The sequence below is a fragment of the Burkholderia sp. HI2761 genome (assembly GCF_002223355.1).
In the GTDB taxonomy this organism is placed as follows: domain Bacteria; phylum Pseudomonadota; class Gammaproteobacteria; order Burkholderiales; family Burkholderiaceae; genus Burkholderia.
On the sequence record NZ_NKFN01000001.1, the window covers coordinates 244,950 to 269,539 of the forward strand.

23 protein-coding genes are annotated in these 24,590 nt (G+C 67.3%); 13 read left to right on the top strand and 10 right to left on the bottom strand.

Annotated features, from left to right (window positions below; genetic code table 11):
• Positions 1-60: 60 nt before the first annotated feature.
• The 6 genes from CFB46_RS01155 to pyk form a co-directional block, all read right to left on the bottom strand.
• Positions 61-1,089: an L-threonylcarbamoyladenylate synthase gene (locus tag CFB46_RS01155; RefSeq protein WP_089499148.1), complete on the bottom strand. Its 1,029-nt coding sequence runs from the start codon at positions 1,087-1,089 to the stop codon at positions 61-63.
• 11 nt (positions 1,090-1,100) lie between these two features.
• Positions 1,101-2,297 carry a 5-(carboxyamino)imidazole ribonucleotide synthase gene (locus CFB46_RS01160; protein WP_089499149.1) on the bottom strand — a complete coding sequence of 399 codons (1,197 nt, stop codon included), beginning with the start codon at positions 2,295-2,297 and terminating at the stop codon, positions 1,101-1,103.
• A gap of 90 nt (positions 2,298-2,387) precedes the next feature.
• Positions 2,388-2,909 carry a 5-(carboxyamino)imidazole ribonucleotide mutase gene (gene purE, locus CFB46_RS01165; protein WP_027785304.1) on the bottom strand — a complete coding sequence of 174 codons (522 nt, stop codon included), beginning with the start codon at positions 2,907-2,909 and terminating at the stop codon, positions 2,388-2,390.
• 65 nt (positions 2,910-2,974) lie between these two features.
• Positions 2,975-3,865: a phosphoribosylaminoimidazolesuccinocarboxamide synthase gene (locus CFB46_RS01170; RefSeq protein WP_027785305.1), complete on the bottom strand. Its 891-nt coding sequence runs from the start codon at positions 3,863-3,865 to the stop codon at positions 2,975-2,977.
• 233 nt (positions 3,866-4,098) lie between these two features.
• Positions 4,099-5,163 carry a class II fructose-bisphosphate aldolase gene (fba, locus tag CFB46_RS01175; RefSeq protein ID WP_089499150.1) on the bottom strand — a complete coding sequence of 355 codons (1,065 nt, stop codon included), beginning with the start codon at positions 5,161-5,163 and terminating at the stop codon, positions 4,099-4,101.
• Positions 5,164-5,481: 318 nt separating this feature from the next.
• A complete protein-coding gene (gene pyk / locus CFB46_RS01180; protein ID WP_089499151.1) occupies positions 5,482-6,918 on the bottom strand; it encodes a pyruvate kinase in 1,437 nt (478 codons plus the stop codon).
• Between pyk and CFB46_RS36285 the strand changes: the two genes are divergently transcribed.
• The gene (locus tag CFB46_RS36285; protein WP_256980619.1) at positions 6,917-7,045 is read left to right on the top strand and encodes a hypothetical protein; all 129 of its coding nucleotides are present in this window, start codon (positions 6,917-6,919) and stop codon (positions 7,043-7,045) included. The two genes, pyk and CFB46_RS36285, sit on opposite strands and share 2 nt — an antisense overlap.
• Positions 7,046-7,202: 157 nt before the next feature.
• On the opposite strand, the gene CFB46_RS01185 is transcribed toward CFB46_RS36285, so the two are convergent.
• The 3 genes from CFB46_RS01185 to CFB46_RS01200 all read right to left on the bottom strand — a co-directional run bounded on the left by CFB46_RS01185 (position 7,203) and on the right by CFB46_RS01200 (position 9,755).
• Positions 7,203-8,399 (bottom strand): phosphoglycerate kinase, encoded by a 1,197-nt coding sequence (locus CFB46_RS01185; protein ID WP_089499152.1) that lies wholly within the window; start codon positions 8,397-8,399, stop codon positions 7,203-7,205.
• A 280-nt stretch (positions 8,400-8,679) separates the two neighbouring features.
• Positions 8,680-9,003 carry an AzlD domain-containing protein gene (locus CFB46_RS01195; protein WP_027785309.1) on the bottom strand — a complete coding sequence of 108 codons (324 nt, stop codon included), beginning with the start codon at positions 9,001-9,003 and terminating at the stop codon, positions 8,680-8,682.
• The gene (locus tag CFB46_RS01200) at positions 9,000-9,755 is read right to left on the bottom strand and encodes an AzlC family ABC transporter permease (RefSeq protein WP_027785310.1); all 756 of its coding nucleotides are present in this window, start codon (positions 9,753-9,755) and stop codon (positions 9,000-9,002) included. The genes CFB46_RS01195 and CFB46_RS01200 overlap by 4 nt, the downstream gene beginning before the upstream one ends.
• Before the next feature lie 207 nt (positions 9,756-9,962).
• Between CFB46_RS01200 and CFB46_RS01205 the strand changes: the two genes are divergently transcribed.
• The 6 genes from CFB46_RS01205 to CFB46_RS01230 all read left to right on the top strand — a co-directional run bounded on the left by CFB46_RS01205 (position 9,963) and on the right by CFB46_RS01230 (position 14,522).
• On the top strand, positions 9,963-10,886 hold the full coding sequence (locus tag CFB46_RS01205) for a branched-chain amino acid transaminase (RefSeq protein ID WP_027785311.1): 924 nt from the start codon (positions 9,963-9,965) through the stop codon (positions 10,884-10,886).
• Positions 10,887-10,936: 50 nt separating this feature from the next.
• Complete coding sequence (locus CFB46_RS01210) at positions 10,937-11,131, top strand: zinc-finger domain-containing protein (protein WP_006749970.1); 195 nt, start codon at positions 10,937-10,939, stop codon at positions 11,129-11,131.
• Between the two features lie 140 nt (positions 11,132-11,271).
• Complete coding sequence (gene waaF, locus CFB46_RS01215; protein ID WP_027785312.1) at positions 11,272-12,309, top strand: lipopolysaccharide heptosyltransferase II; 1,038 nt, start codon at positions 11,272-11,274, stop codon at positions 12,307-12,309.
• A 115-nt stretch (positions 12,310-12,424) separates the two neighbouring features.
• Entirely contained in the window at positions 12,425-12,871 is a 447-nt protein-coding gene (locus tag CFB46_RS01220; RefSeq protein WP_027785313.1) for a nuclear transport factor 2 family protein, read from the top strand.
• Between the two features lie 33 nt (positions 12,872-12,904).
• Complete coding sequence (locus CFB46_RS01225; RefSeq protein ID WP_027785314.1) at positions 12,905-13,942, top strand: hydrolase; 1,038 nt, start codon at positions 12,905-12,907, stop codon at positions 13,940-13,942.
• Complete coding sequence (locus CFB46_RS01230; RefSeq protein ID WP_027785315.1) at positions 13,935-14,522, top strand: DUF2946 family protein; 588 nt, start codon at positions 13,935-13,937, stop codon at positions 14,520-14,522. The genes CFB46_RS01225 and CFB46_RS01230 overlap by 8 nt, the downstream gene beginning before the upstream one ends.
• Before the next feature lie 39 nt (positions 14,523-14,561).
• On the opposite strand, the gene CFB46_RS01235 is transcribed toward CFB46_RS01230, so the two are convergent.
• Positions 14,562-16,256, bottom strand: coding sequence for a M48 family metalloprotease (locus CFB46_RS01235; RefSeq protein ID WP_027785316.1), 1,695 nt, complete (start codon positions 16,254-16,256; stop codon positions 14,562-14,564).
• A 269-nt stretch (positions 16,257-16,525) separates the two neighbouring features.
• On the opposite strand from CFB46_RS01235, the gene moaC reads away from it, so the two are divergent.
• The 6 genes from moaC to CFB46_RS01265 all read left to right on the top strand — a co-directional run bounded on the left by moaC (position 16,526) and on the right by CFB46_RS01265 (position 24,589).
• Positions 16,526-17,014, top strand: a complete 489-nt coding sequence (moaC, locus tag CFB46_RS01240) for a cyclic pyranopterin monophosphate synthase MoaC (RefSeq protein ID WP_027785317.1) — start codon at positions 16,526-16,528, stop codon at positions 17,012-17,014.
• 112 nt (positions 17,015-17,126) lie between these two features.
• Positions 17,127-19,814, top strand: coding sequence for a type VI secretion system Vgr family protein (locus CFB46_RS01245; protein WP_027785318.1), 2,688 nt, complete (start codon positions 17,127-17,129; stop codon positions 19,812-19,814).
• Entirely contained in the window at positions 19,807-20,673 is an 867-nt protein-coding gene (locus CFB46_RS01250) for a hypothetical protein (protein WP_027785319.1), read from the top strand. The genes CFB46_RS01245 and CFB46_RS01250 overlap by 8 nt, the downstream gene beginning before the upstream one ends.
• A 79-nt stretch (positions 20,674-20,752) precedes the next feature.
• Positions 20,753-21,904 carry a WD40/YVTN/BNR-like repeat-containing protein gene (locus CFB46_RS01255; RefSeq protein WP_027785320.1) on the top strand — a complete coding sequence of 384 codons (1,152 nt, stop codon included), beginning with the start codon at positions 20,753-20,755 and terminating at the stop codon, positions 21,902-21,904.
• Between the two features lie 191 nt (positions 21,905-22,095).
• On the top strand, positions 22,096-23,355 hold the full coding sequence (locus CFB46_RS01260; protein ID WP_227789536.1) for a WD40/YVTN/BNR-like repeat-containing protein: 1,260 nt from the start codon (positions 22,096-22,098) through the stop codon (positions 23,353-23,355).
• A gap of 31 nt (positions 23,356-23,386) precedes the next feature.
• Complete coding sequence (locus CFB46_RS01265) at positions 23,387-24,589, top strand: hypothetical protein (protein WP_027785322.1); 1,203 nt, start codon at positions 23,387-23,389, stop codon at positions 24,587-24,589.
• Position 24,590 lies beyond the last annotated feature (1 nt).

A 24,590-nucleotide genomic window follows, 5' to 3' on the forward strand; every position in this document is an offset into this window, starting at 1 on the left:
CGAAAACGCCCGACCGGTTCGCCGGTCGGGCGTTTTTCATTCGGCAGGCGCCCGAGCGCGTCAGTCGCGCGCTTCGAAGGCAGCCGCCGCGCGGCCGAGGCGATCGTTGACCGCGATCCATTCGACGGTCTCGGGCAGCTTCTCGACGAGGATGCGCGCGACCTGCGCGCGGTCGAGCGCCCGCAGCATGCCGTACAGGTCGCGTGCATAGGCCTGCGGATCTTCGGGCGCCGCGATGAAATGCACGCCGTCGGCCCGCGCCCAGTGTCCTGCCCGCGACGCGCGTGCGACGAGCGCGACGCGCTCGCCGTCGGTTTGCGCGGCCGCGAGCAGCGGCTCGAGCGCGTCGAACGGCAGCAGCGCGAGCGGCGTGCGCGGCGCGTAATGCGCTTTCAGCGTGCCCGACGCGCGCGGCGCGGTCGCGTCGCTGCCGTCCGGCAGCTTCGGCGCGCGGCCGAGCACGTCGGCGATCTGTCGAGGCGTCACGTGGCCCGGGCGCAGCAGCGCCGGGAAGCCGCGCGACAGGTCGAGGATCGTCGACTCGATGCCGACTTCGGATGCGCCGCCGTCGAGTACGTGCACGGTATCGCCGAATTCGTCGCGCACGTGTTGCGCGGTCGTCGGACTCACGTGGCCGAACCGGTTCGCGGACGGCGCCGCCACGCCGCCGTGGCCGCCGCGCCGCGCGCTGAACGCGGCCAGCAGCGCCTGTGCGACCGGATGCGACGGACAGCGCAGCCCGACCGAATCCTGCCCGCCGCTCACGGCATCCGGAATGCGCGCATGGCGCTTCAGGATCAGCGTCAGCGGGCCCGGCCAGAACGCATCGATCAGCGCGTGCGCGTCGGGCGGCAAGTCGTCGGCCCAGTAGCCCGGATCGCCGCCGGGCGGCAGATGCACGATCACCGGATGGTTCGCGGGCCGCCCTTTCGCCGCATAGATGCGCGCGACGGCCTCGGGATTCGCCGCGTCGCCGCCGAGCCCGTAGACGGTTTCGGTCGGAAATGCGACGAGCTGGCCCGCGTCGAGCAACGCGGCGGCCGCGTCGATCTGCGCGGGCGTCACGTGCTTCGGGAGATCGATGGACATCGGCCCGCGCCTCAGTCGAGCGGCACGCGCAGCAGTTGCGCGCACGCGTTGGCGGCGGCTACGGCTTCGTCGCGCGTCTCGGCCGTGAAGTTCACGTGACCCATCTTGCGGCCGACGCGCGCTTCTTCCTTGCCGTACAGGTGCAGGTGCGCGGCCGGCATCGCGGCCACCGTGTCCCACGGCGGCGTGACGGCATCGGCTGCCGCACCGTCGGGGAACCACACGTCGCCGAGGATGTTCAGCATCGCGGCCGGCGAATGTTGGCGCGGGTTGCCGAGCGGCATGCGCGTCATCGCGCGCACCTGCTGCTCGAACTGGCTCGTTGCGCACGCATCGACCGTGTAGTGGCCGGAGTTGTGTGGGCGCGGCGCCATTTCGTTCGCGACGAACGAGCCGTCCTCCAGCACGAAGAATTCGACGCACAGCACGCCGACGTAGCCGAGCGTATCGGCGATCCGCACGGCCGCCTGCTGCGCCTCGTCGACGCGCGCGGCATCGGCCGCCGGCGCCGGCACGATCGTCAGCGCGAGGATGCCGTTGTGATGCACGTTCTGCGCGAGCGGGAAGGCGGCCGAGCGGCCGTCCGCGCCGCGCGCGATCAGCGCCGACACCTCGTATTTCAGCGGCAGGCGCTTCTCCAGCACGCACGGCACGCCGCCGAGCGCGGCATGCGCGTCGCGCGCTTCCCGCGCGGTGGCGACGCGCACCTGGCCCTTGCCGTCGTAGCCGAGGCGGGCCGTCTTCAGGATGCCCGGCAGCACCGCGTCGAGCGCGGCATCGTCGAGCGCGGCGAGCGCCGCCGCCGATTCGATCACGACGTGCGGCGCGACCGGCACGCCCGACGCCTCGATGAAACGCTTCTCCGCGATCCGGTCCTGCGCGACCGCGACGCAGCGGCCGGCCGGTGCGACGAACGTCGTGCGCGCGAGGAAATCGAGGCTCGCGGCCGGCACGTTCTCGAATTCCGTCGATACGGCCTCGCACAGGTCCGCCAGTTCGGCGAGTGCGGCTTCGTCGTCGTACGCCGCGCGCAGATGGCGATCGGCGACCGCGCCGGCGGGGCTCGCCGGATCGGGATCGAGCACGGCGACGCGATAGCCCATCGACTGGGCGGCAAAGCAGAACATGCGGCCGAGCTGGCCACCGCCGACCATGCCCAGCCACGCGCCGGGCAGGATCGGGGAAACGGAATCAGGAGTTGCGGTCATGTCAGTGGTCGGTCGCGGCGGAACGCGGAAAGGCCCGCCGCAGTGGGAAAATCCGGCGCCGGCCGCCTCGTGCGGCCGCGCGCCACGCCGTCATTCCAGCGGCGGCAGCACCATCGCGTGCGCGGCTTCGTTCTGGCGCACGCGGAACGCCGCGAGCCGGTTCGCGTAGTCGACCGAATTGCCGGACAGGATCGACACCGCGAACAGCGCGGCATTCGCGGCGCCGGCCTCGCCGATCGCGAACGTCGCGACGGGCACGCCCTTCGGCATCTGCACGATCGAGTGCAGCGAATCGACACCCTTCAGGTACTTGCTCGCGACCGGCACGCCGAGCACGGGCACCGTGGTCTTCGCGGCCAGCATGCCGGGCAGGTGCGCGGCGCCGCCGGCGCCCGCGATGATCGCGCGCAGCCCGCGCTCGCGCGCCTTCTCCGCATAGTCGAACATCTCGTCGGGCATCCGGTGCGCGGACACGACCTTCGCTTCGTACGGCACGCCGAATTCCTGCAGGACGGCGACCGCGTGCTTCATCACGTCCCAGTCGGAACTCGAACCCATCAGCACGCCGACGAGCGGCGCGCTGTGCGTGTGGGCAGTTTGCTTTTCATTCATTTCGTGTGTTCCTGTCGATCGGAGTCAGTGCTTCGGCACTTACTCCGGTCCCATGCAAAGCTCCGTCAGGCGAGCGACTGGCCCGTGATGCGCTCGAGCGCTTCCTGGTACTTCGCGGCCGTCTTCTCGACGACGTCGGCCGGCAGCGCCGGCGCCGGCGCCGTCTTGCCCCACGGCTGCGCCTCGAGCCAGTCGCGCACGAACTGCTTGTCGAACGACGGCGGGTTCGTGCCGACTTCGTACTGGTCGGCCGGCCAGAAGCGCGACGAATCGGCGGTCAGCACTTCGTCCATCAGGTACAGCTTGCCGTGGTTGTCGAGACCGAATTCGAACTTCGTGTCGGCGATGATGATGCCGCGCGTCGCCGCGTAGTCGGCCGCTTCCTTGTACAGGCGGATCGAGATGTCGCGGATCGTCGCGGCCAGCTCGGTGCCGATGCGGCGCTCGGTTTCCTCGAACGTGATGTTCTCGTCGTGCTCGCCCATCTCGGCCTTCGCGGCCGGCGTGAAGATCGGCTCGGGCAGCTTCTGCGCGTTCTGCAGGCCTTCCGGCAGCTGCACGCCGCAGACGGCGCCCGACGCCTGGTATTCCTTCCAGCCGCTGCCGGCCAGGTAGCCGCGCACGACCGCTTCGATCATGATCGGCTCGAGGCGCTTGACGACCACGCCGCGGCCCTTTACCTGCTCGACCTCGTCGGCCGCGACGACCGCCTCCGGCGCGTCGCCCGTCAGGTGATTCGGCACGATGTGCGCGAGCTTGTCGAACCAGAAGTTCGCCATCTGGTTCAGCACGCGGCCCTTGTTCGGAATCGGCTCGCCCATCACCACATCGAAGGCCGACAGGCGATCGGTCGTGACGATCAGGAGCTTGTCGTTGCCGACCGCGTAGTTATCGCGAACCTTGCCGCGACCGAGGAGCGGCAGCGAGCGGAGCGTGGATTCGTAAAGGGTAGACATCGTCTTTTCGCAGATAAGGAGCCAAACAAAAAGGGAAACGCCGTTCCCCGCGGCAGGCGGGAACGGCGGTCTTGCAATACGTCGGCGAACCGGCGGGCGCAGCGCCCGGACGGCTGCCGGCCGGCCCTCGTTCGGCCGGACGGAACGGCTGCCGGGGCCGGATCGGATCCGGCCAGCCCGGCGGCCAGCCCATGCCCGGCGGCAAAACCGGGCGGGGCAATCGTACTACAGTCTCAGCGCACGACCTGTGCGAGCGCGCCCGACTTGTACTGCTCGGCGATCTTGTCGAGCGACACCAGCTTGATCTTGCCGGCCTGGCCTTCGCAGCCGAACGCGAGGTAACGGTCGACGCACACCTTCTTCGCGGCTTCGCGCGCGGGCTTCAGGTAGTCGCGCGGATCGAACTTGCCCGGATTCTCGAACAGGTAGCGGCGGATCGCGCCGGTGATCGCGAGACGCAGGTCGGTGTCGATGTTGATCTTGCGCACGCCGTGCTTGATGCCTTCCTGGATTTCCTCGACCGGCACGCCGTAGGTTTCCTTCATGTCGCCGCCGAATTCGCGGATCTCGGCCAGCAGTTCCTGCGGCACCGACGACGAACCGTGCATCACGAGGTGCGTGTTCGGGATGCGCGCGTGGATTTCCTTGATGCGCTGGATCGACAGGATGTCGCCCGTCGGCTTCTTCGAGAACTTGTACGCGCCGTGCGACGTGCCGATCGCGATCGCGAGCGCATCGCACTGCGTGAGCTTCACGAAGTCGGCGGCCTGCTCCGGATCGGTCAGCAGCTGCTCGCGGGTCATCGTGCCTTCCGCGCCGTGGCCGTCTTCCTTGTCGCCCTTCATCGTCTCGAGCGAGCCCAGCACGCCGAGTTCGGCTTCGACCGTCACGCCGATCGAGTGCGCCATCTCGACGACCTTGCGCGACACGTCGACGTTGTACTCGTACGACGCGACCGTCTTGCCGTCGGCTTCGAGCGAACCGTCCATCATCACGCTCGTGAAGCCGCTGCGGATCGCGGCCGTGCAGACGGCCGGCGACTGGCCGTGATCCTGGTGCATCACGACCGGGATGTGCGGATACGATTCGACCGCGGCTTCGATCAGGTGGCGCAGGAACGGCTCGCCCGCATACTTACGCGCGCCGGCCGATGCCTGCATGATCACGGGCGCGCCGACCTGATCCGCCGCCGCCATGATCGCCTGAACCTGCTCCAGGTTGTTCACGTTGAAGGCCGGCAGGCCGTAACCGTGCTCTGCCGCGTGGTCCAGCAATTGACGCATTGATACGAGAGGCATTGTGGAACTCCTTGGAATGAAAACCGGTGCGCCCTGACGCCGGCGCGGCGCTCGCTCCCGGTCCAGACCGGGGCGGCACGGCGCGGCTGAGCGTCGAATAGCTGCATTTTATCGCGAAGCGCCTCCGATTCCGACCGCCGGGTGGCGCCCGCTCGCAATTTGTTACGTTCGCACGGCACAATGCGGCCAAAAAGAAGAAAAAAAGCCGCGCGGGGCTTCGGACCCCGCGCGGCTTTCGCGCAAAAAACGGTGCCGGATCGATTCCGGCCGGTTCGGACCGCCGGCTCGCGGGCCGGCTCGATGCGGCCCGGCCGGCGCTCAATAGTGCTCGCCGACCCGCACGATCTTCAGCGTGTTGGTGCCGCCCGCCTGCCCCATCGGCTCGCCGACGGTCAGCACGACCATGTCGCCATGCTGCACGTAACCCTGCTTGACGACGATCTCGAGCGCCGCCTGCAGCGCCGAATCGCGGTCGCTGTTGAAGTCGACGTGCAGCGGCGTCACGTTGCGGTACAGCGCCATCGTGCGCTCGCTGCCGACGCGCGGCGTCAGCGCGAAGATCGGCACGTGCGTGTAGTGACGCGACATCCACAGCGCGGTCGCGCCCGATTCGGTCAGCGCGATGATCGCCTTCGCGCCGAGGTGATACGCGGTGAACAGCGCGCCCATCGCGATCGACTGGTCGATCCGCGTGAACGTGCGGTCGAGGAAATCCTTGTCCAGCTCGACGTGCTCCGATTTTTCCGCCTCGACGCACACGGCCGCCATCGTCTCGATCGTGACGACCGGGTACTTGCCGGCGGCCGTCTCGGCCGACAGCATCACCGCGTCGGTGCCGTCGAGCACCGCGTTCGCGACGTCCGACACTTCCGCGCGGGTCGGCACCGGTGCGTAGATCATCGATTCCATCATCTGCGTCGCGGTGATCACGAGCTTGTTCGACTCGCGCGCCATCCGGATCATCCGCTTCTGCAGCGCCGGCACGGCCGCGTTGCCCACTTCCACTGCGAGGTCGCCGCGCGCGACCATGATGCCGTCGGACGCGTCGAGGATGCTCTGCAGCGCCGGAATCGCTTCCGCGCGCTCGATCTTCGCGATCATCTTCGGCTTGATGCCGTACGGCGCGCCCGCGATGTTCGCGAGCTGGCGCGCCATTTCCATGTCGGTCGCGTTCTTCGGGAACGACACCGCGACGAGATCCGCGCCGAGCGACATCGCGGTGCGGATGTCTTCCATGTCCTTCGCGGTCAGCGCCGGGGCCGACAGGCCGCCGCCCTGGCGGTTGATCCCCTTGTTGTTCGACAGCTCGCCGCCCACCTTGACGGTCGTGTGGATCTCGTCGCCGAGCACGCGCTCGACGGTCAGCACGATCAGGCCGTCGTTCAGCAGCAGCAGGTCGCCCGGCTTCAGATCGCGCGGCAGTTCCTTGTAGTCGAGGCCGACGCGCTCGTCGTTGCCGAGTTCGCAGCCCGCATCGAGGATGAAAGCCTGGCCCGGCTCGAGCGTGGTCTTGCCGTTCTCGAACTTGCCGACGCGGATCTTCGGGCCCTGGAGGTCGGCCATGATCGCGATCTCGCGGCCAACCTTGCGGGCGGCCTCGCGCACCATCTCGGCGCGCTGGCGGTGATCGTCGGCCGTGCCGTGCGAAAAATTGAGCCGCACGACGTCGAGGCCCGCCTGCATCATCTGCAGCAGAATCTCCGGCGAACTGGAGGCCGGGCCGATCGTGGCGACTATCTTGGTGGCGCGCTGCATGAAACTCCTCATCTGGATCAAGGTGGATGCGCTGGGTGAAACGCTGCGAGAGCCGGAAGCGGCAGGCCCAGCGGCCGTCGCTCCGGTGGGCGTGCCGGTGCTCGCGCCCGGCATCGCTTTGTTCTGAATCTCGTGGTGCTGCACGGCCGCGTCGCCGGCGGCCGCCGGTGCGCGCGGGGCGGTGTTCGCCCGCGCGGGCGCGCGTTTGCGCTTGCCCGCGCCGGCCGGCTGCTCCGCTTTCGCGGAGCGCGCGGCCTTGGTCGCCCCTGCGCGCGTCGCCACGCTCAGGCCGCCCGCGTTTCGAGCACTTCCACCGCCGGCAGCTTCTTCCCCTCGAGGAACTCGAGGAAGGCGCCGCCGCCCGTGGAGATATAGCTGACCTGGTCGTGGATGCCGTACTTCGCGATGGCCGCGAGCGTGTCGCCGCCGCCCGCGATCGAGAACGCGGACGATTTGGCGATCGCTTCGGCGAGCGTCCTGGTGCCGTTGCCGAACTGGTCGAACTCGAACACGCCCACCGGCCCGTTCCACACGATCGTGCCGGCCTTCTCGAGCTGGCTCGCGAGCGCCTTGGCCGTATCGGGGCCGATGTCGAGGATCATGTCGTCCGCCTCGATGTCGGCGACCTGCTTCACCGTGGCTGCGGCCGTCGGCGAGAATTCCTTGGCGGTGACGACGTCGGTCGGGATCGGCACCGACGCGCCGCGCTCGCGCGCTTCGTCGATGATCGCCTTCGCCTCGACGACGAGATCGGCTTCCGCGAGCGACTTGCCGATCGACAGGCCGGCCGCGAGCATGAACGTGTTCGCGATGCCGCCGCCGACGATCAGCTGGTCGACCTTGCCGGCCAGCGACTTCAGGATGGTCAGCTTGGTCGACACCTTCGAGCCGGCGACGATCGCCACCAGCGGGCGCGCCGGGTTGCCGAGCGCCTTGCCGAGCGCGTCGAGTTCGGCCGCCAGCAGCGGGCCCGCGCATGCGACCGGCGCGTACTTCGCGATCCCATGGGTGGTCGCTTCCGCACGGTGCGCGGTGCCGAACGCGTCGTTCACGTACACGTCGCAGAGCTTCGCCATCTTTTGCGCGAGTTCGTCCGAATTCTTCTTCTCGCCCTTGTTCACGCGGCAATTCTCGAGCAGCACGACCTGGCCCGGCGCGACGTTCACGCCGTTCTCGACCCAGTTCGCCACGAGCGGCACGTCGCGCCCGAGCAGTTCGGCGAGACGCTTCGCGACCGGCGCGAGCGAGTCTTCCGGCTTGAATTCGCCCTCGGTCGGACGGCCGAGGTGCGACGTGACCATCACGGCCGCGCCGGCATCGAGCGCGGCCTGGATGGCGGGCACGGACGCACGCACGCGCGTGTCCTCGGTGATGTTGCCGTGATCGTCCTGCGGGACGTTCAGGTCGGCACGGATGAACACCCGCTTGCCGGCGAGCTGGCCGGCGGCGATCAGGTCGGTAAGACGCTTGACTTGGCTCATGTTGAACAGATTGAAGTAGTGGATGGGGAAAGGGGGTTCACGCTGGACGTGCGCGGGCTGCCGCGAAAGGGCGCCGGATGCGGCCGTGGCTGGCGGTTCGCATGACGCGCACGGGTAAAAAATCTTGAACGGGCATTCTAGCCGATCCACCCGGCAGACTGACCCGTGCGGCGGCGAATTCCGCCTATTTGGGATCGCGCGCCGGAACCGCCGTTTTGCCGCAATGCAGCAATACCCGGACGCAGGCATCCGGCGCCCGGCAAGCCGGAATGGCTGCTCATCAGAAGATCAGGCGCAGCGCGGTGAACACGAGCATGCCGACGACGATCGTGCCGAGCATGCTGCGCCGCCACAAAAACCAGCCGAAGCCGGCGAGCGCTGCGTAGAACGGATGGTTGGACAGCGCGAACGACAGCCCGGCCGGCGTTTCGAGCACGTCGGGCAGCACGACGGCGACCAGCGCGGCGGCCGGCGCGTAGCGCAGCGCGCGCTGCGCGCGCTCGGGCAGCACGGTGCGCTCGCCGCCGATCAGGAACAGCGCGCGGGTGACGGCCGTGACGATCGTCATCCCGACGATGACGATCCAGATCTCGGTCGCGCTCATTCGATGTCCTTTTCGTGCACGGTTTCGGTACGGATGCGCCGCCAGTCGGCCCGCTCGACGAAGAAATCGGCCGCGCAGCCGGCCGCGAGCGCGGCGAACACCGCCAGCGGCAGCGCGAGCCGGTACGGCAGGTCGAACGCGACCAGCGACACGATCCCGGCGACCGCGACGGCCGCGAGCGTCGAGCGGTTCGCGACCGCCGACACCATGATCGGGATCAGCGCGAGCGTGCCGGCCAGCTCCAGCCCCCAGCTCGCGGGAAAGATGCTCGCGAGCAGGATGCCGGCGAGCGACGACACCTGCCACGACGCCCAGCTCGCGAGCGCCATCCCCCAGAAATACGCTTCCTTGCCCGGCACGCGGCCGTACGCGAAGCCCTGTTTCTGGAACAGCAGGTAGATCACGTCGCCGTTGAAATAGCCGATCGCGAGGCGCCGCCACAGCGGCAGGTAGGAAAAATGGGGCGCCAGCCCGGCGCTGAAGATCACGAAGCGCAGGTTGACCATCGCGGCCGTGAGCAGCACGGTCCAGATCGGCAGCTTCGCCGCGAGGAGCGGCAGCACCGCGAGCTGCGACGAGCCCGCGTAGACGAACAGCGACATCGCGCTCGCCTGCCCGAGCGTCATCACGGACTTGCTCATCGCGACGCCGGTGACGAGACCCCAGGACAGGATCGCCATCAGTGTCGGGGAATAGTCGCGCGCGCCCTGGATCAGCGCGAAGCGGTCGGTGGCGGACAATCGAGCGAGCATCGGAAAGCGGGCCGCAGCGGGCGGTTCATGGGGCCGCCGGCGCCTCCTGCCGGTGCGACCCATCGTTATTGGAATCGGTACCGGACGATTATAGCGCCGGCCCCGCGCCGGCCGACCGGATCGCCACCAAATGACGCTAAAATAAGCGTCTTTCCGGCTCAACGCTGCATACACCCCGCAGCACCCCACCGCTTCCAGGAGAATCCTATGTCAATGGCCGACCGCGACGGCAAGATCTGGATGGACGGCAAGCTGATCGACTGGCGCGACGCCAAGATCCACGTCCTGACCCACACGCTGCACTACGGCATGGGCGTCTTCGAGGGCGTGCGCGCGTACAAGGCGGCCGACGGCAGCACCGCGATCTTCCGCCTGCGCGAGCACACCAAACGTCTGCTGAATTCGGCGAAGATCTTCCAGATGGACGTGCCGTTCGACCGCGAAACGCTCGAAGCCGCGCAACTCGCGGTCGTGCGCGAGAACCGGCTCGAGTCGTGCTACCTGCGCCCGATCATCTGGGTCGGCTCGGAAAAGCTCGGCGTGGCCGCGAAGGGCAACACGATCCACGTCGCGATCGCCGCGTGGCCGTGGGGCGCGTACCTCGGCGAAGAGGGCCTCGCGAAGGGCATCCGCGTGAAGACCTCGTCGTTCACGCGCCATCACGTGAACGTGTCGATGGTGCGCGCGAAGGCGTCGGGCTGGTACGTGAACTCGATTCTCGCGAACCAGGAAGCGACGGCCGACGGCTACGACGAAGCGCTGCTGCTCGACGTCGACGGCTACGTGTCGGAAGGCTCCGGCGAGAACTTCTTCCTCGTGAACAACGGCAAGCTGTACACGCCGGACCTGTCGTCGTGCCTGGACGGCATCACGCGCGACACGGTCATCACGCTCGCGAAGGACGCCGGCATCGACGTGATCGAGAAGCGCATCACGCGCGACGAGGTCTACACGGCCGACGAAGCGTTCTTCACCGGCACGGCCGCCGAAGTCACGCCGATCCGCGAGCTCGACAACCGCACGATCGGCAGCGGCGCACGCGGCCCCGTCACGGAAAAGCTCCAGTCGGCGTTTTTCGATATCGTGTCGGGCAAGAACGCGAAGTACGCGCACTGGCTGACGAAGGTCTGAGCGCGCCGCGCCACCGACCGCCCCACAAAAGAGTGATAAGAGAAAGTCTCATGAGTGAAATCAAGGAAATGCCGCTGGTCGAGCTGACGGCCAAGGATCTTCCCGCCTACTGCCCGAACCCGGCCATGGCGCGCTGGAGCGCTCACCCGCGCGTCTTCATCGACGTGTCGCACGGCGAGGCGCGCTGCCCGTACTGCGGCACGCGCTACAAGCTGCGCGACGGCGAGGTCGTCAAGGGCCACTGAGCCACGACGGCCGGGCCCGAGGGCCCGCCTATCCGCAAGGCGGCGCAGCCGGAGGTCCGGCGCGCCGCCCTTCCCCATTCTGGCAACCCGAACGCGGCGCCCGTGCGCCGTGCTTCATTACGACATCGGAAGTCGACCTGATGCGTCGAGCGCTGGTTATCGCACCGAACTGGATCGGTGACGCATTGATGGCGCAGCCGCTTTTTGCGCTGCTGAAAAAGCTCCATCCCCGCATCGCGATCGATGCCGTCGCGCCCTCGTGGGTCGCGCCCGTGCTCGAGCGGATGCCCGAGATCCACGATGTCTACGCGACCGATCTCGCGCACGGCAAGCTGCAACTGCTGCGCCGCTGGCAGCTCGCGAGCGACCTGCGCGACGTCGGCTACGACGCGGCGTACGTGCTGCCGAATTCGCTGAAGTCCGCGGTGATCCCGTGGCTCGCGAACATCCCGCTGCGGATCGGCTATACGGGCGAGCACCGCTACGGGCTGCTGAACGTGCGGCACGCGAATCCGACCAAGTCGGGCGAGCGGCCGCCGATGACGACCCATTACGCGGCGCTCGCGTACGCGCCGGGGGCGAAGCTGCCCGAGTCGATGAAGACGCTGCCCGCGCCGCGCCTGGACGCCGACCTGAACGAGACGGCGCGCGTGTCCGCACGTTTCAATCTCGATACGCGCAAGCCGCTCGTCGTGTTCTGCCCCGGCGCCGAATACGGCCCGGCCAAGCGTTGGCCGCCCGAGCATTTCGCGTCGCTCGCGACCATCGTCCACCAGTCGTTCCCGTATACGCAGATCGTCGCGCTCGGCTCGCAGAAGGATGCCGCGGCCGCGCAGGCGATCGCCGACCACGCGCCGAACGTGCGCAACCTGTGCGGGCAGACGTCGTTGTCCGAGGCGTGTGCGCTGATCGCGCGCGCGAACGCGGTCGTCACCAACGATTCGGGCCTGATGCACGTCGCCGCCGCGCTGCGCCGGCCGCTCGTCGCGCTGTACGGATCGACCGATCCGCGCCACACCCCTCCGCTGTCGGACCTGGCGAAGGTACAATGGCTGCATCTCGAATGCAGTCCCTGCTTCGAACGCGAGTGCCCGCTCGGCCATCTGAAGTGCCTGCGCGAACTCGGTCCCGAGCAGGTATTCGGCGATTTGCGCGGCATGCTCGTCGGGCAGCGCTGACCCTGACCGGCAGCGTCGCACGGCGCGCCGGGCAATCCGATTCACCGGTGTGCGGCGGCTCGATCCGGGCCGCCGTGCTGAATATGGCGCGCGATGCGCGCGAGAGACAACCCCGATGCCACGTTTTGCCCGTCTTTTCGAAGCCGCTGCCGATACGCTGAACGCCTACTACCAGGCCGTCGCGGATGCCAATCTCGACGCGCTGCTGGCGTTGTGGATCGACGAGGATTTCGCCAGCTGCGTATGGGCGGACGGCGAGCATCTGCACGGCCTCGACCAGATCCGCGGGGGGCTCGCCAATCGGCTCGCGACGCGTCCGGTCACGATCGAGCCGCTCGACATCCGCGTGTACGACAGCCTCGGCACGGTCGTCTATACGATCGCCGAAGCGCATCAGCAGGCCGACCTGACGGCCGAACCCGACATGGTTTTCGCGACGTACGTGATGATTCACGAACGCGGCGAATGGCGCATCGCGCACATCCACGCGAGCCCGATTCCTGAACGAGCGGCCGGACAATTCGCCGCGAAGATCCGTCACGGGCAGGGTCCGCTGCACTGACGAAGAACGAAGCAACGCATTAGCGGGGCGATCATGAGTACGGCTTCTCCGCCCACCTCGCCGCTGACCGGGGCCCCGGCCCCCGACGACGATTCATTGCGCTATCGCGCACCGCGCTGGCTGCCCAACAGCCATGTGCAAACCATCGTGCCCGCGCTGTTCGCGCGGCGTCCGCTTGTCGCTTACCGGCGAGAGCGATGGGAAACCCCCGACCACGACTTCATCGATCTCGACTGGGTCGCGCATCTCGACAGCGCGGCGCCGGCGCCCGACGCGCCGCTGTTCGTGCTGTTCCACGGCCTCGAAGGCAGCTCCGGCTCGCACTACGCGCTCGCGATGATGGCGACCGCGCGCGCGAAGGGGTGGCACGCCGTCGTGCCGCACTTCCGCAGTTGCAGCGGCGAGATCAACCGCCAGCCGCGCTTCTACCATCTCGCCGACAGCGCCGAGGTCGACTGGATCCTGCGCCGGCTCGCCGCGCAGCATCGCGGGCCGCTGGTCGCGGCGGGCGTGTCGCTCGGCGGCAACGTGCTGCTGCGCTGGCTCGGCGAGCACCGCAGCGACACGTCGATCGTGCATGCCGCCGCCGCGATCTCGACGCCGATCGACGTGCACGCGGGCGGCCGCGCGCTGTCGCAGGGGTTCGCGATGGTCTATACGCGCAGCTTCCTGAAGACGCTCAAACGCAAGGCACTCGCCAAGCTCGACCAGTATCCGGGCCTGTTCGACCGCGAAGCGATGCTGCAGGCCGTGACGATGCGCGACTTCGACGAGGTCGTGACCGCGCCGCTGCACGGTTTCGCGAACGCGGACGACTACTGGACGAAGGCGACCACGCGGCCGCTGCTGCCCGCGATCGACGTGCCGACCTTGATCCTCAACGCCCGCAACGATCCGTTCCTGCCCGAATCGGCGCTGCCGGGCCCGGCCGACGTGTCGCCGGCCGTCGAGCTCGACCAGCCCGCGCACGGCGGCCATGCGGGTTTCATGACCGGGCCGTTCCCCGGCCGCCTCGACTGGCTGTCGGCGCGGGTGTTCGGCTATTGCTCGAGATTCGTCGACCATGGATGACATCGTCAGGCAGGCGCTCGCCAAATGGCCGAACGTGCCGGATTGCACCGGCTGGCTGCTGCTCGACCGGCGCGGCGCCTGGCGGCTGCGCGACGACGCGGCGCAGGCGGCCGGCGAGCTCGGCTCGCCGGTCCGGCATGCGGCGCTGAACGCGTTCATCGGCCGCAACTATGCATGCGACGCGCAGGGCCAGTGGTTCTTCCAGAACGGGCCGCAGCGCGTGTACGTCGAACTCGCGTATACACCGTGGGTCGTCCGGCTCGCCGAACGCGACGGGCAGCTTGCGCTCACCGACCAAACGGGCGCCCCGTTCGAACCGGATGCGGTCTGGCTCGACGACGGCGGCGGCGTGCTGTTTCGCGAGGCCGGCACCCCCGCGCGCATCGCGGCGCTGCACGATCACGACCTCGGGCTGTTCTCCGATCACGCGGATTTCGATGCCGAGCCGCCCGTGCTGCGCTGGCGCGACGGCCGCACGCTGCCGCTCGGCAGCATCGCGTGCGCCGACGTGCCCGGCCGGTTCGGCTACGTCGCGAGCCCGGCGCGTCACGCGCGCGACGCGGCCGGCAGCGGCTGCTGACCCGTCGCGACGGCGTCCGCGTGCGCCGCGCGGCGGCCGCTACCCGCGGCCGTTCTTCTCGTCGTCGCGCTCTTCCTTGTAGCGCGCCTCGAATTCCAGCAGCCGCGCGCCGATGATCGACTGCTCGTAGAACGACACGTCCTTCGCGTCGCGCGCTTCCTTCAGTTGCCGGATCGCCGACGGCCACGCGCCGTCGAGCGCCAGTTTCTCCGCCAGCGCCCGGCGCCGCGCGAGCACGTCGCCCTTGCCGTCGCTCGACTTCGCGAGGTAATCCCACCAGTCCGGCTGTTCGGGGTCGGCCTTGGCCTGCGCCCGTGCGAGCGTCTGCGCTTCGGCGAAGCGGCGCGCCGCGATCAGCGCCTGCAGGTGCGCGACGATCGCCGCGTGCGACGCCGGCCAGCGCCGCTGCGCGAGCGCCGAGAGCCGTACCGCGTCGTCGGTTCGGCCCGCGCGGCGGGCGATGTCGGCGGCCAGCACGTCGAGACTCGGCGAGCTGCTCGCCGGGTCGTCGTCGCGCCGCTCGCGCGCATCGAACGCGCCGCGCGCCGACGCGAGCGCCTTGTCCGCCGCGTCGTACTGGCCGAGCAGCGTGTGCGCGAGCGCGATGCCGTACCAGTTCGCCGCGACGTTCGGGGCCGTGCGATCGTCGATCTCGAGCTGCATCCGGCGCGCCTCGGCCGAGATGTCGGTCGGCGCCCGGTTCTGCAGGATGCGCAGCCGCGCGCGCACGAACCCGTATTCGGCCGACTGGCGCGGCTGCCGGTACGGCGCGCGGCGCGCACGGTCCTCCATGTCGGCAATCCGCTCGCCGGTCAGCGGGTGCGTGCGCGCATAGGCCGGCACGCCCGCATCGCCCATCGACGCGCGATCGAGCCGCTCGAAGAAGCCCGGCATCCCGTACGGGTCGTAGCCGGCCCCCGCGAGCAGCTGGAAGCCGACGCGATCGGCCTCGCGCTCGGCCGAGCGCGAGAAGCGCAATTGGTTGTCGACCGCATACGCCTGCCCGCCCATCGCGATCGCGCTGCCGAGATCGCCGCTGCGCGCGAGCACGCCGGCCAGCACGCCGAGCAGCATCGTCGCGAGCGCCGTGTAGCCGGACTTCTCGCTCGCGCCGATCATCCGTGCGATGTGCCGCTGCAGCACGTGGCCCATCTCATGGCCGACCACCGATGCGAGCTCCGACTCCGTCTGCGTCGTCACGACCAGCCCGCTGTTGATCCCGATGAAGCCGCCCGGCATCGAGAACGCATTGATCTGCGGATCGCGCACCGGGAACAGGTCGAAGTCCGGCGTGTAGCCGCCGATGTAGCGCGCCGCCGCCGCGGCCGCGAGCCGCGCCGCCATCGCGTTCAGATAGTCGCGCACGAGCCAGTCGTCGAGATAGTCGGGATCGCGCCGCACTTCTCGCATCACGCGCTCGCCGAGCCGGCGCTCGGCGCGCGGCGTCAGCGAGCCGCCGGAGCCGTCGCCGAGATCGGGCAGCTCCAGCGCACGCAGCGGCGCGCGCAGGCTCGCGACTGGCACCGACGCACCGCCCGCGCCCGACAACCGGCTCTCCGCGCCGCCGTACGTGCCGAATACGCCGGTCGCGATGCCGGACGGCACGGTGGAAATCGACGTCGAGCCGCCGGCCGCCGGCTCGAGCGGTGGCGCGGATGCGCTCTGCGCATGGCCGCCCGGCGGCAGCACGAGCGCCGCCGACAGCGACACGGCAAGCAACTGTTTGACACGCATGGCAGGATGAAAAACGACGCCGTCCCGCGCACCGGCGCGCATCGCGGCGTTTGGTCTGAATATTCGGGTCATTGTACCGGCGCCGAGACGACTGTCCCGTGCCGAACGTGCGTCATCTGCGCCTGCGGCGACGCGAACGCCGCTGCTATGATAGGCGCCCGTTGAGAGGTTGGATCGGTTCTTAGCGCCGATACCTGATTCGGCGCCCGGCCGATCGCGAAGCAGGATCGACGGACGTGCGAGCGCACTCCGTTCCACTAGAGGAAGCCATGTCAGGACTCACCCATTTCGATGCCGCCGGCCATGCGCACATGGTCGACGTCGGCGGCAAGCAGGAAACGCAACGCATCGCGATCGCGCGCGGCACGATCCGGATGCTGCCGGCCACGTTCGCGCTGATCCGCGACGGCAAGGCCAAGAAGGGCGACGTGCTCGGCGTCGCGCGCATCGCGGCGATCCAGGGCGCGAAGCGCACGGCCGATCTCATTCCGCTGTGCCACCCGCTCGCGCTGACGCGCGTGGCCGTCGACTTCGAACTCGACGACGCGCTGCCGGGCGTGCATTGCGTCGTGCAGGTCGAGACGTTCGGCCGGACCGGCGTCGAGATGGAAGCGCTGACGGCCGTCCAGGTCGGGCTGCTGACCGTCTACGACATGTGCAAGGCCGTGGATCGCGGGATGGTGATCACGGATGTAAGCGTGCGGGAGAAGCGCGGCGGGAAGTCGGGGGACTGGAAGGCGGAAGACGCGGTGGGTTGAAGCCAGGGACCGCCCGCCTGTAAATTCGAGATAGAACCGGTTTTTCTCATACAATTACCGGATTCCGCACGGGAGAGCGTGCGAACCAGCACAAAAAAAGCGAGCACTGGTGATGAATTCGCAAGCGTCAAGAAGCGCATTGCTGGCCGGACCGGTTCAGCACGAGCGGCTTGTCAAACTGGATACGCCGCTCGGCCCCGACGTCCTGCTGCCGCATCGCGTCAAGGGACGATCGCGGCTCGGGCGCCATTTCGAGTTCACCGTCGATACCGTCTCGGTATCGGACAACCTCGAACTCAAGAAACTGATCGCCCAGCCGGTGACGCTGTGGATCCAGCAGGCCGACCGGTCGTACGCACCTCACCACGGCTACGTACATGCCGCCCGCCGGCTCGGATCGGACAGCGGCGTCACGCACTATCAGATCGTCTTTGCGTCGTTCCTGCACTTCCTGAAGTTCCGCCGCGATCAGCGCATCTGGCAGGACCGGTCGGCAGACGACATCATCGCCGACGTGCTGAACCAGCACCCGCAGGCCAAGGGGCGCTTCACCTTCAAGCTCTACCAGCCGCTGCCGTCCCGCTCGTTCTGCATGCAATACGAAGACGACTGGAATTTCATGCATCGCCTGATGGAATCGGAAGGCCTGTACGGCTTCTGGGAGCAGGCGGACGACGGCAAGTCGCACAAACTCGTCGTCGTCGACCGGATTGACGCGCTACTCGCGCTGTCGCCACAAACAGTCCGCTTTCATCACGCCGGCGCAAAAGACGAAGCCGATTCACTCGTCCAGTTCTCCGGCTCCCGAACGCTGCGAAGCGTCGCACGCACCACGCGCACGTTCGACTACAAGCAGCCGCCCACAGCATCGAATCCGAAGGCAACCCATACGCCGACGATCGCGAACCAGGGCGACCTGCCGCAGCAACTCGAAGTCTACGAATACACGGGCGCCTATACCTACCCCGAACAGTCCCGCGGCGACCATCTATCGAAAATCTGGATGGAGGAGCAGGAGTCGCACGCGAAGCGCTTTCATGGCATCGGCGGCGTGCGCCGCATGGACGCGGGACGCACTTTCGAACTGGCCGAACACCCCGCGCACGACAAGGATGATGCCGGCCAGCGCGAATTCGCCGTGATCGAGACTGCGTGGATCATCGCGAACAATCTGCCCGTCGCCGATCCGCAGGCCGGGTTCCCGCACAGCCTGCAGGCCGAAATCGGCGACATCGTGCAGTCGAGCGGCCCGGACCTGTCGCGCGTTTCCCATCCGGACGGCAGCGAGGGCTTTTTCCAGGTCAGCATCGAAGCGCAGCGCACGACGGTGCCGTTCCGCAGCCCGTTCGAGCATGCGAAACCGCCGATGCATCTGCAATCGGCGATCGTCGTCGCGCCGCAAGGCGAGGAAGTCCATACCGACGAACTCAACCGGATCAAGGTCCGCTTCCACTGGGATCGCCTCAACGACGGCGACGAAAAGGCGTCGTGCTGGCTGCGTGCCGCCGCGTCCGATTCGGGCAACGGCTATGGCGCCGTTCACCCCCACCGCAGCAGCGAAGAAGTGCTGATCGACTTTCTCGGCGGCGACTGCGATCGCCCGATCGTCGTCGGAAAGCTGTACAACGGCGCGACGAGCCCGCAATGGCACAGCAACGGCATCCTGTCCGGATACCGGTCGAAGGAATATGCGGGCGCCGGCTACAACCAGCTGGTGCTCGACGACGCGACAGCGCAAAACCGCATTCACCTGTACAGCAGCCAGGCCAACGCGCATCTGCACCTCGGCTACCTGATCGATCACACAGGCAATAACCGCGGCAGCTATCTCGGCAGCGGTTTCGACCTGCGATCCGACGCCTTCGGCGCAGTTCGCGCGAACCGCGGGCTGTACGTCACGACGCATCCGAAACGGCCGGCAAGCCAACCGCTCGATGTCGAGGAGACGCAACAGCAACTCGTCCGCGCGGAAGGCCTGATGGAGGCGATGTCGGATGTCGGCACCCAGCATCAAGGCGAGTCGCTCGACCCCGGCCACGCGGCGTTGAAGCAGTTCACCGACGCGACGCAGAACAGCGTGAGCGGCAATGCATCGGGTGGCCGAACCGCCGGCGGCGGAACCGGCAGCGCCAATGCGTTCAAGGAGCCCGTGATGCTGTTCGGCAGCCCGGCCGGCATCGCGATGTCCACGCAGCAGTCCACGCAGCTTGCCGCGGACCAGCACATCAACCTCGTCAGCGGGCAAAGCACGCACGTCGCCGCCGGAAAATCGCTGATCGCGAGCGTCCTCGACCGGATCAGCCTGTTCGCACAGAACGCGGGGATGAAGCTGTTCGCCGGCAAGGGCAAGGTCGAAGTCCAGGCGCACGCGGACAACATCGAGCTGACCGCACAGAAGGCGCTGAAGCTGATCGCCGTCACGCAATCGATCGAAGGTGCCGCGGCCAAGGAAATCCTGCTCACGTCCGGCGGCGCCTACATCCGCATCGCCGACGGCAACATCGAAGTGCACGCGCCCGGCAAGATCGACATCAAGGGTGCGCAGCATGCGTTCAGCGGCCCCACCCACCTGTCGCAAACCATGCCGGCGCTGCCGAACTCGACCGGCAACTACGATCAGGCGTTCATCGCGCACTGGGCCGGCACCGACATTCCGGTCGCGAACACGCGCTATCAGATGTTCTCGAACGGCAAGCTGCTCTCGGAAGGCGTCACCAACGCGGCGGGAGAGACGGGGCTCACACAGAGCCATGTGCCCCATGACGTCGTCGTCAAGTTTCTAGGGAAATCGAATGGCTGACGGACAACAGGAAAAGGTGCTCGGGACCGGCTCGGGGATGCTGACGCCGACGGGGTACAAGGATCGGCCGAAGGTAGAGATCAATATCTGTGACAAGCATGTAACGCCGGCGCCGAAATGGATCGTCGGCACCTGTCCGTTCTACTATCGACCGCTTCACGGCGCCTATCTGGAAACGGTTGAAAAGGTCAGCATGTCGAGCATTTGGTCGACCATCAAGGGCTTCGCCCTCTCGTGGGACCCATGGACCGACTCCGATGTCGCGCACCGCCTCCTGCATCGGCGCGAGCAACTGATCGAGCCTGGCAGTTCGGATTCCGACTGGTCGCGGCATGGAAACTTCATGATGCGTCATATCGGATGCGGACATAAACCGCCCGATTACTACATCAGCTACGGCTACTACTATTGCTCCGACTATGGCGCCAACCTTCTCCCGCGACTGTCCGCCCAGGGGAAAGCGTGGTTGAACAAGGCGCGGAAGCTGCTCCAGGCCAACATGGAAGACGGCCTGAACCAGAACATGATGGGCAATACGATCCAGATGGCCAGCCCGACACCGGGGAACGGCGGGGTCGATATGACCTGGCCGCAATTCGAACTGGAAATGAACAACGAAAAATTCAAGGAGTTCGCGTTCAAGACGCACCCGATGGCCTACCTTGACGGAGGATTGGCGGACCTGCCGATCACGGATCTCGTCAAGATCGGGATGCGTCCGAACATCCAGGAATGGGGCGAAGGAAAGACGTGGGGGCAGGCTTTCGATTCGGGCATCCCCGTTCTCCGGAAAAAGACCGAGGAATGGGATGTCGACGATCCGGTCGGCAAGGCGCTCGGAAGACTGCTGGTGAAGTGACATGCGAAAAGGCAAACGATGGCTTTTGATCGCGGGATGCGTTCTTGTTCTGCCGATCGCTATTTACGGATATACGGAAATGACTTCAGGGTGGGAAACGGTATCGACCGAATTCATGCGCAACGACAAGCCGTACGGCGCAGGCGCATTTCGCGTGCAACGCAACGACTTCATGTCGTTGAAGGTTGCGAGACCGGAACTCACGTTCAAGCCTGAAAGCGAGCAGAAGAACCCTGACGTCGCGGAGTTCGCCGAATCGTGGATGGACGACTCGAACGAGCGCCTGAACCGGTCCACCGTCAGTTTCCTGCGCGGCACCCTGGGCGGCAGCGTCGCACGTCACTTCCAGCAACCGGGCCAGACCGCGTCATGGTGGTACTCGCCCGACTGGCGCGTCCTGTACGTCAGTACCGGCTGGATGGATTACAAGGCGCCTCGCCCCGACGACGGCGCGGTCCCTCAGACCACCAAGCTCTGGAAATCGAGCGATGGCGGCCAGCACTGGTCCCAGCTCCAGTGGCCGGCGGACCATAACATCAGCCGGTTGCTGTTCATCGATGCTCAACGTGGCTACGCGATCGGCTGGGGGCCACACGTCTGGCGAACGGCAGACGGTGGCCAATCGTGGCAGGAAATCAAGGAGCCTCCAGGCGCGATCGTCCAGGGGAAGTCGCGTAGAACTTTCGACGGTACCAACCTCGGCCCGGACGGCACATTGCGCGTCGCCTATCTGAGCGCCGACGTCGCGCATCCGCAACCGACCGGCATCGTCAGTCGGCTCGGCTGGGATCAGCAGGACTTCACCCAGGAAGCGGTGCTGCCCGGACAAGTCGTCGTCGGCCTCGAATCACCGCCGGCCCCCGCTCGAGATTACACCCTGTATGCGCTGTCGCGCGCGAGTGGTGAATCCGGCGGCAGCCACGGTGCAGGTGTCATTTCAGCCTGGACCAGCGAGCACCCCGATCACATCCGGGAGTTGCACACATTCGAAGGCCACTTGACGCTCAACGGGCTGAGCGCGGGGCGCAACGGCGTCGTGCTAGTCCACGCTACCGATCCCAACACCGCCAACGGCGGTGGCTCGCCCATCGACCTGACCATCAGCAGCACCGACGACGGCAAAACGTGGCAGCAGACCACCGACAAGGCTTCGCAGGGCGGCTACTTTGATCCTGAATCGAATACGCTCTACTCGGTGTTTGCCTACACGCTGAGGAAGCGGCAATTCTGATTGCCGCCCGACGTGCTTGGCGCGGGCTGCGTCCGCAGAACTCGACGAAGCCCGCGACATAACCGGTCGCACGAGCAAACATAACGGCGCGGTTCAGTGATCAGGCAAAACCGTCGCGCGCGAGGCCAGTCAAGCGCCAACCCGAATTCGTCCTTCGACTTCCGTCGGTCCCCATGCGCAATCGATCCAAATTGAAGCGACTGGCCGCCATCGCGCTCGGCAGCGCCGCGCTAGCTTTTCTGTACGAAAGCACGGGCCCTCGATGGGAAACCGTTTCGTCGGAGGTCACGTGGCCGGACCCGCCGGTGGGTGGTGGGGATTTCTACCTTGATGGCAGCACGATCATGTCGCTCACGGTCTCCGATCCCGTGATTACGCTGAAGCCTGCCAGCGAGTGGAAAAGACCGATGGTCGCCGAACCCACCGAAGCGTGGATGAACAATGCGGGAGAAACGCTGAATCGGCGAACCGCGAATTTCTTCCGCGGCACGATCGATCACGGGCTGCAGCGCTACTTTCAGGCACCCGGCCAGAAAACCGCATGGTGGCATTCGCGCGACGGGAACATCCACTTGATCAGTGCCAGCTGGATGAGCTACACGTCTGCGCGTACTACAGACGATCTCGTCCCGCATCAAACCCGAGTCTGGAAATCGCTCGACGGCGGCCGCCATTGGTCACGGCTCGAATGGCCCGAGCACGAAGATATCGATCAATTCCTTTTCATCGATGCGGAGCACGGCTACGCGATCGGCTGGGGCCCTACCGTCCGACGCACATCCGACGGCGGCGAATCCTGGAAGCAGATCGCGCCACCGCCGGGCGCGATTGTCCCCGGTGAAACTCGGCGCCAGTTCAAAGGTGTGAGCCTGGGCCCGGACGGCGTACTGCGAGTGGCTTACCATGTCGATCGATCGGCAACAGCCCCTGCCCGCAGCGTCATATATCGGCTCGCCCCGGATCAGCAGGCGTTCGTCCCGGATGCCGTCCTGCCGGACCAGACAGTCGTCCGGCTCGAGTCGACACCTGCCACGGCGGGGAGCTACGCGCTTTACGCGCTGTCCCGCCTCGACAATGAGAGCAACATCGACGCAGCACGGGAGCGCGGACACCGGACCGGCGTACTTTCCACATGGACGAACGCGCAACCCGAGCATGTCCGGCAAGTGGCGACGTTCGACAAGAAGCTCATTCTGGGTGGCCTCGACGTGGGCCGCGACGGCTTGCTGCTCGTGTACGCGATCGATCCCAAGCAGGCGATCGATGATCCACCGGTCGCCCGGATGTTCAGTAGCACTGATGCTGGCAAGACCTGGAAACAGACTGACGACGAGACGATCTATCGCAGCAAGTACTTCGATCCGGATACGAACACGCTCTATTCGCTGCTCGGCGCGAGACTGAAGAAGCTGTCATTCCCGATGCGAAATGCCCCCGCTTCAAAAGACTGAACCCCCTCGCTACAACCTGAGAAACCATTCGATGATGAAGACGCTGCATTACGCCGCGCTCTCGCTGTGGATTGCCGCCACACCGGCCGCCGCGTTCGCGGCCGGCACCTGCCCCGCCGCCGACACCGCCGCACGCGCGGCAATCGACGCGCAGCACCTCGTCCAGCAGGTCCGCAATCCGCAAGGCGATGGCGGCGGCAACGTCGACGTCTCGCCGCCGCTGCGCGACGCGCTTCGCGCATACAAGCAGGCGCTCGTCGGCGCGATCGACGCACGGCTCGCGTGCAGCGACGAACACGTCGACCAGGCAGCACTGAAACGCACGTTCGCGGCTGCGCTCGGCGTGCCGGCCCAGTCGGCCGCGCCGAAAAACGGCGAATCGGCGTTCGGCCGCAATCCGGACGTCGATGTCGAGCGCGGCGGCACGTCCCGCCCACTTCTGTTCGTACGAGCCGGCTTCGACATCGCGTGCGGCGACGACAACCTGCTCACCGCGTACGCATGGGAAAACGGCGGCTGGCGGCGCGTGCTGCGCTGGCAGGCCGACGATTACAAGGACATCGGCGGCGCCTACGGCGGCGGCTTCTGGTTCTCGGCGCTGCCCGGCGGGCAGGTCGCCGTCGTCCACGGCACGCCGTGGTGCTCGTCGCGCTGGAGCCGGTTCGGCGCGGACGTGGTCGCACCGGCAAACGGCTCGACCGCGCAACGCACGCTGTTCCGTACCGAACACGGCTACGTGATCGACGACGACGCGATCCGGTTCAAGGTGCGCCCAGACGGCTTCGAGCTGCGCACGACGGTCGGCTCGCTCGACAGCGAAGTCATTACTCGGCCGGGCATCTTCCGCTACCGCGTCGACGGCGACACCGTGCAACGCGTGCAGCCCGCGGCGCTCAACGGCCGGGATTTCGTCGACGAATGGCTGAAGGTGGACGATGCGCTTGCGCGCGAATGGAGCGAGCCCGCCGCAGCAGCGGCCGCGCTGAAAACCCGACAGGCATTCAACGCGGAAAGCAAGGCGCCCGATACCGGCTTCGCGTACGGCCCCGTGCGCGGCTGCTCGGACAGCAAGGACCGCTTTCAGGTCGAACTGGATCTGACGGGCAAGAGCGGGGAAACGGTCGCGCGGCGCTATGCGCTGATTCGCCAGGAGCGCAACGGATTCACGATGCTCGGGCTGCGCAATTCGGCCGAACCGGCCTGCCGCGGCGCGAACCTGATGCCGCAGCACTGAA

Bases quoted from the DNA above. Each gene is read 5' to 3' on its own strand.
- CFB46_RS01205 (WP_027785311.1), top strand. From the start codon at position 9,963: ATGTCAATGGCCGACCGCGACGGCAAGATCTGGATGGACGGCAAGCTG.
- CFB46_RS01265 (WP_027785322.1), top strand. From the start codon at position 23,387: ATGATGAAGACGCTGCATTACGCCGCGCTCTCGCTGTGGATTGCCGCC.
- CFB46_RS01235 (WP_027785316.1), bottom strand. From the start codon at position 16,256: ATGCGTGTCAAACAGTTGCTTGCCGTGTCGCTGTCGGCGGCGCTCGTG.
- CFB46_RS01195 (WP_027785309.1), bottom strand. From the start codon at position 9,003: ATGAGCGCGACCGAGATCTGGATCGTCATCGTCGGGATGACGATCGTC.
- CFB46_RS01230 (WP_027785315.1), top strand. From the start codon at position 13,935: ATGGATGACATCGTCAGGCAGGCGCTCGCCAAATGGCCGAACGTGCCG.
- CFB46_RS01225 (WP_027785314.1), top strand. From the start codon at position 12,905: ATGAGTACGGCTTCTCCGCCCACCTCGCCGCTGACCGGGGCCCCGGCC.
- CFB46_RS01155 (WP_089499148.1), bottom strand. From the start codon at position 1,089: ATGTCCATCGATCTCCCGAAGCACGTGACGCCCGCGCAGATCGACGCG.
- CFB46_RS36285 (WP_256980619.1), top strand. From the start codon at position 6,917: ATGAAACTCCTCATCTGGATCAAGGTGGATGCGCTGGGTGAAACGCTG.
- pyk (WP_089499151.1), bottom strand. From the start codon at position 6,918: ATGCAGCGCGCCACCAAGATAGTCGCCACGATCGGCCCGGCCTCCAGT.
- waaF (WP_027785312.1), top strand. From the start codon at position 11,272: ATGCGTCGAGCGCTGGTTATCGCACCGAACTGGATCGGTGACGCATTG.
- purE (WP_027785304.1), bottom strand. From the start codon at position 2,909: ATGAATGAAAAGCAAACTGCCCACACGCACAGCGCGCCGCTCGTCGGC.
- CFB46_RS01160 (WP_089499149.1), bottom strand. From the start codon at position 2,297: ATGACCGCAACTCCTGATTCCGTTTCCCCGATCCTGCCCGGCGCGTGG.
- moaC (WP_027785317.1), top strand. From the start codon at position 16,526: ATGTCAGGACTCACCCATTTCGATGCCGCCGGCCATGCGCACATGGTC.
- CFB46_RS01210 (WP_006749970.1), top strand. From the start codon at position 10,937: ATGAGTGAAATCAAGGAAATGCCGCTGGTCGAGCTGACGGCCAAGGAT.
- CFB46_RS01245 (WP_027785318.1), top strand. From the start codon at position 17,127: ATGAATTCGCAAGCGTCAAGAAGCGCATTGCTGGCCGGACCGGTTCAG.
- CFB46_RS01185 (WP_089499152.1), bottom strand. From the start codon at position 8,399: ATGAGCCAAGTCAAGCGTCTTACCGACCTGATCGCCGCCGGCCAGCTC.
- CFB46_RS01250 (WP_027785319.1), top strand. From the start codon at position 19,807: ATGGCTGACGGACAACAGGAAAAGGTGCTCGGGACCGGCTCGGGGATG.
- CFB46_RS01220 (WP_027785313.1), top strand. From the start codon at position 12,425: ATGCCACGTTTTGCCCGTCTTTTCGAAGCCGCTGCCGATACGCTGAAC.
- CFB46_RS01255 (WP_027785320.1), top strand. From the start codon at position 20,753: ATGACTTCAGGGTGGGAAACGGTATCGACCGAATTCATGCGCAACGAC.
- fba (WP_089499150.1), bottom strand. From the start codon at position 5,163: ATGCCTCTCGTATCAATGCGTCAATTGCTGGACCACGCGGCAGAGCAC.
- CFB46_RS01170 (WP_027785305.1), bottom strand. From the start codon at position 3,865: ATGTCTACCCTTTACGAATCCACGCTCCGCTCGCTGCCGCTCCTCGGT.
- CFB46_RS01200 (WP_027785310.1), bottom strand. From the start codon at position 9,755: ATGCTCGCTCGATTGTCCGCCACCGACCGCTTCGCGCTGATCCAGGGC.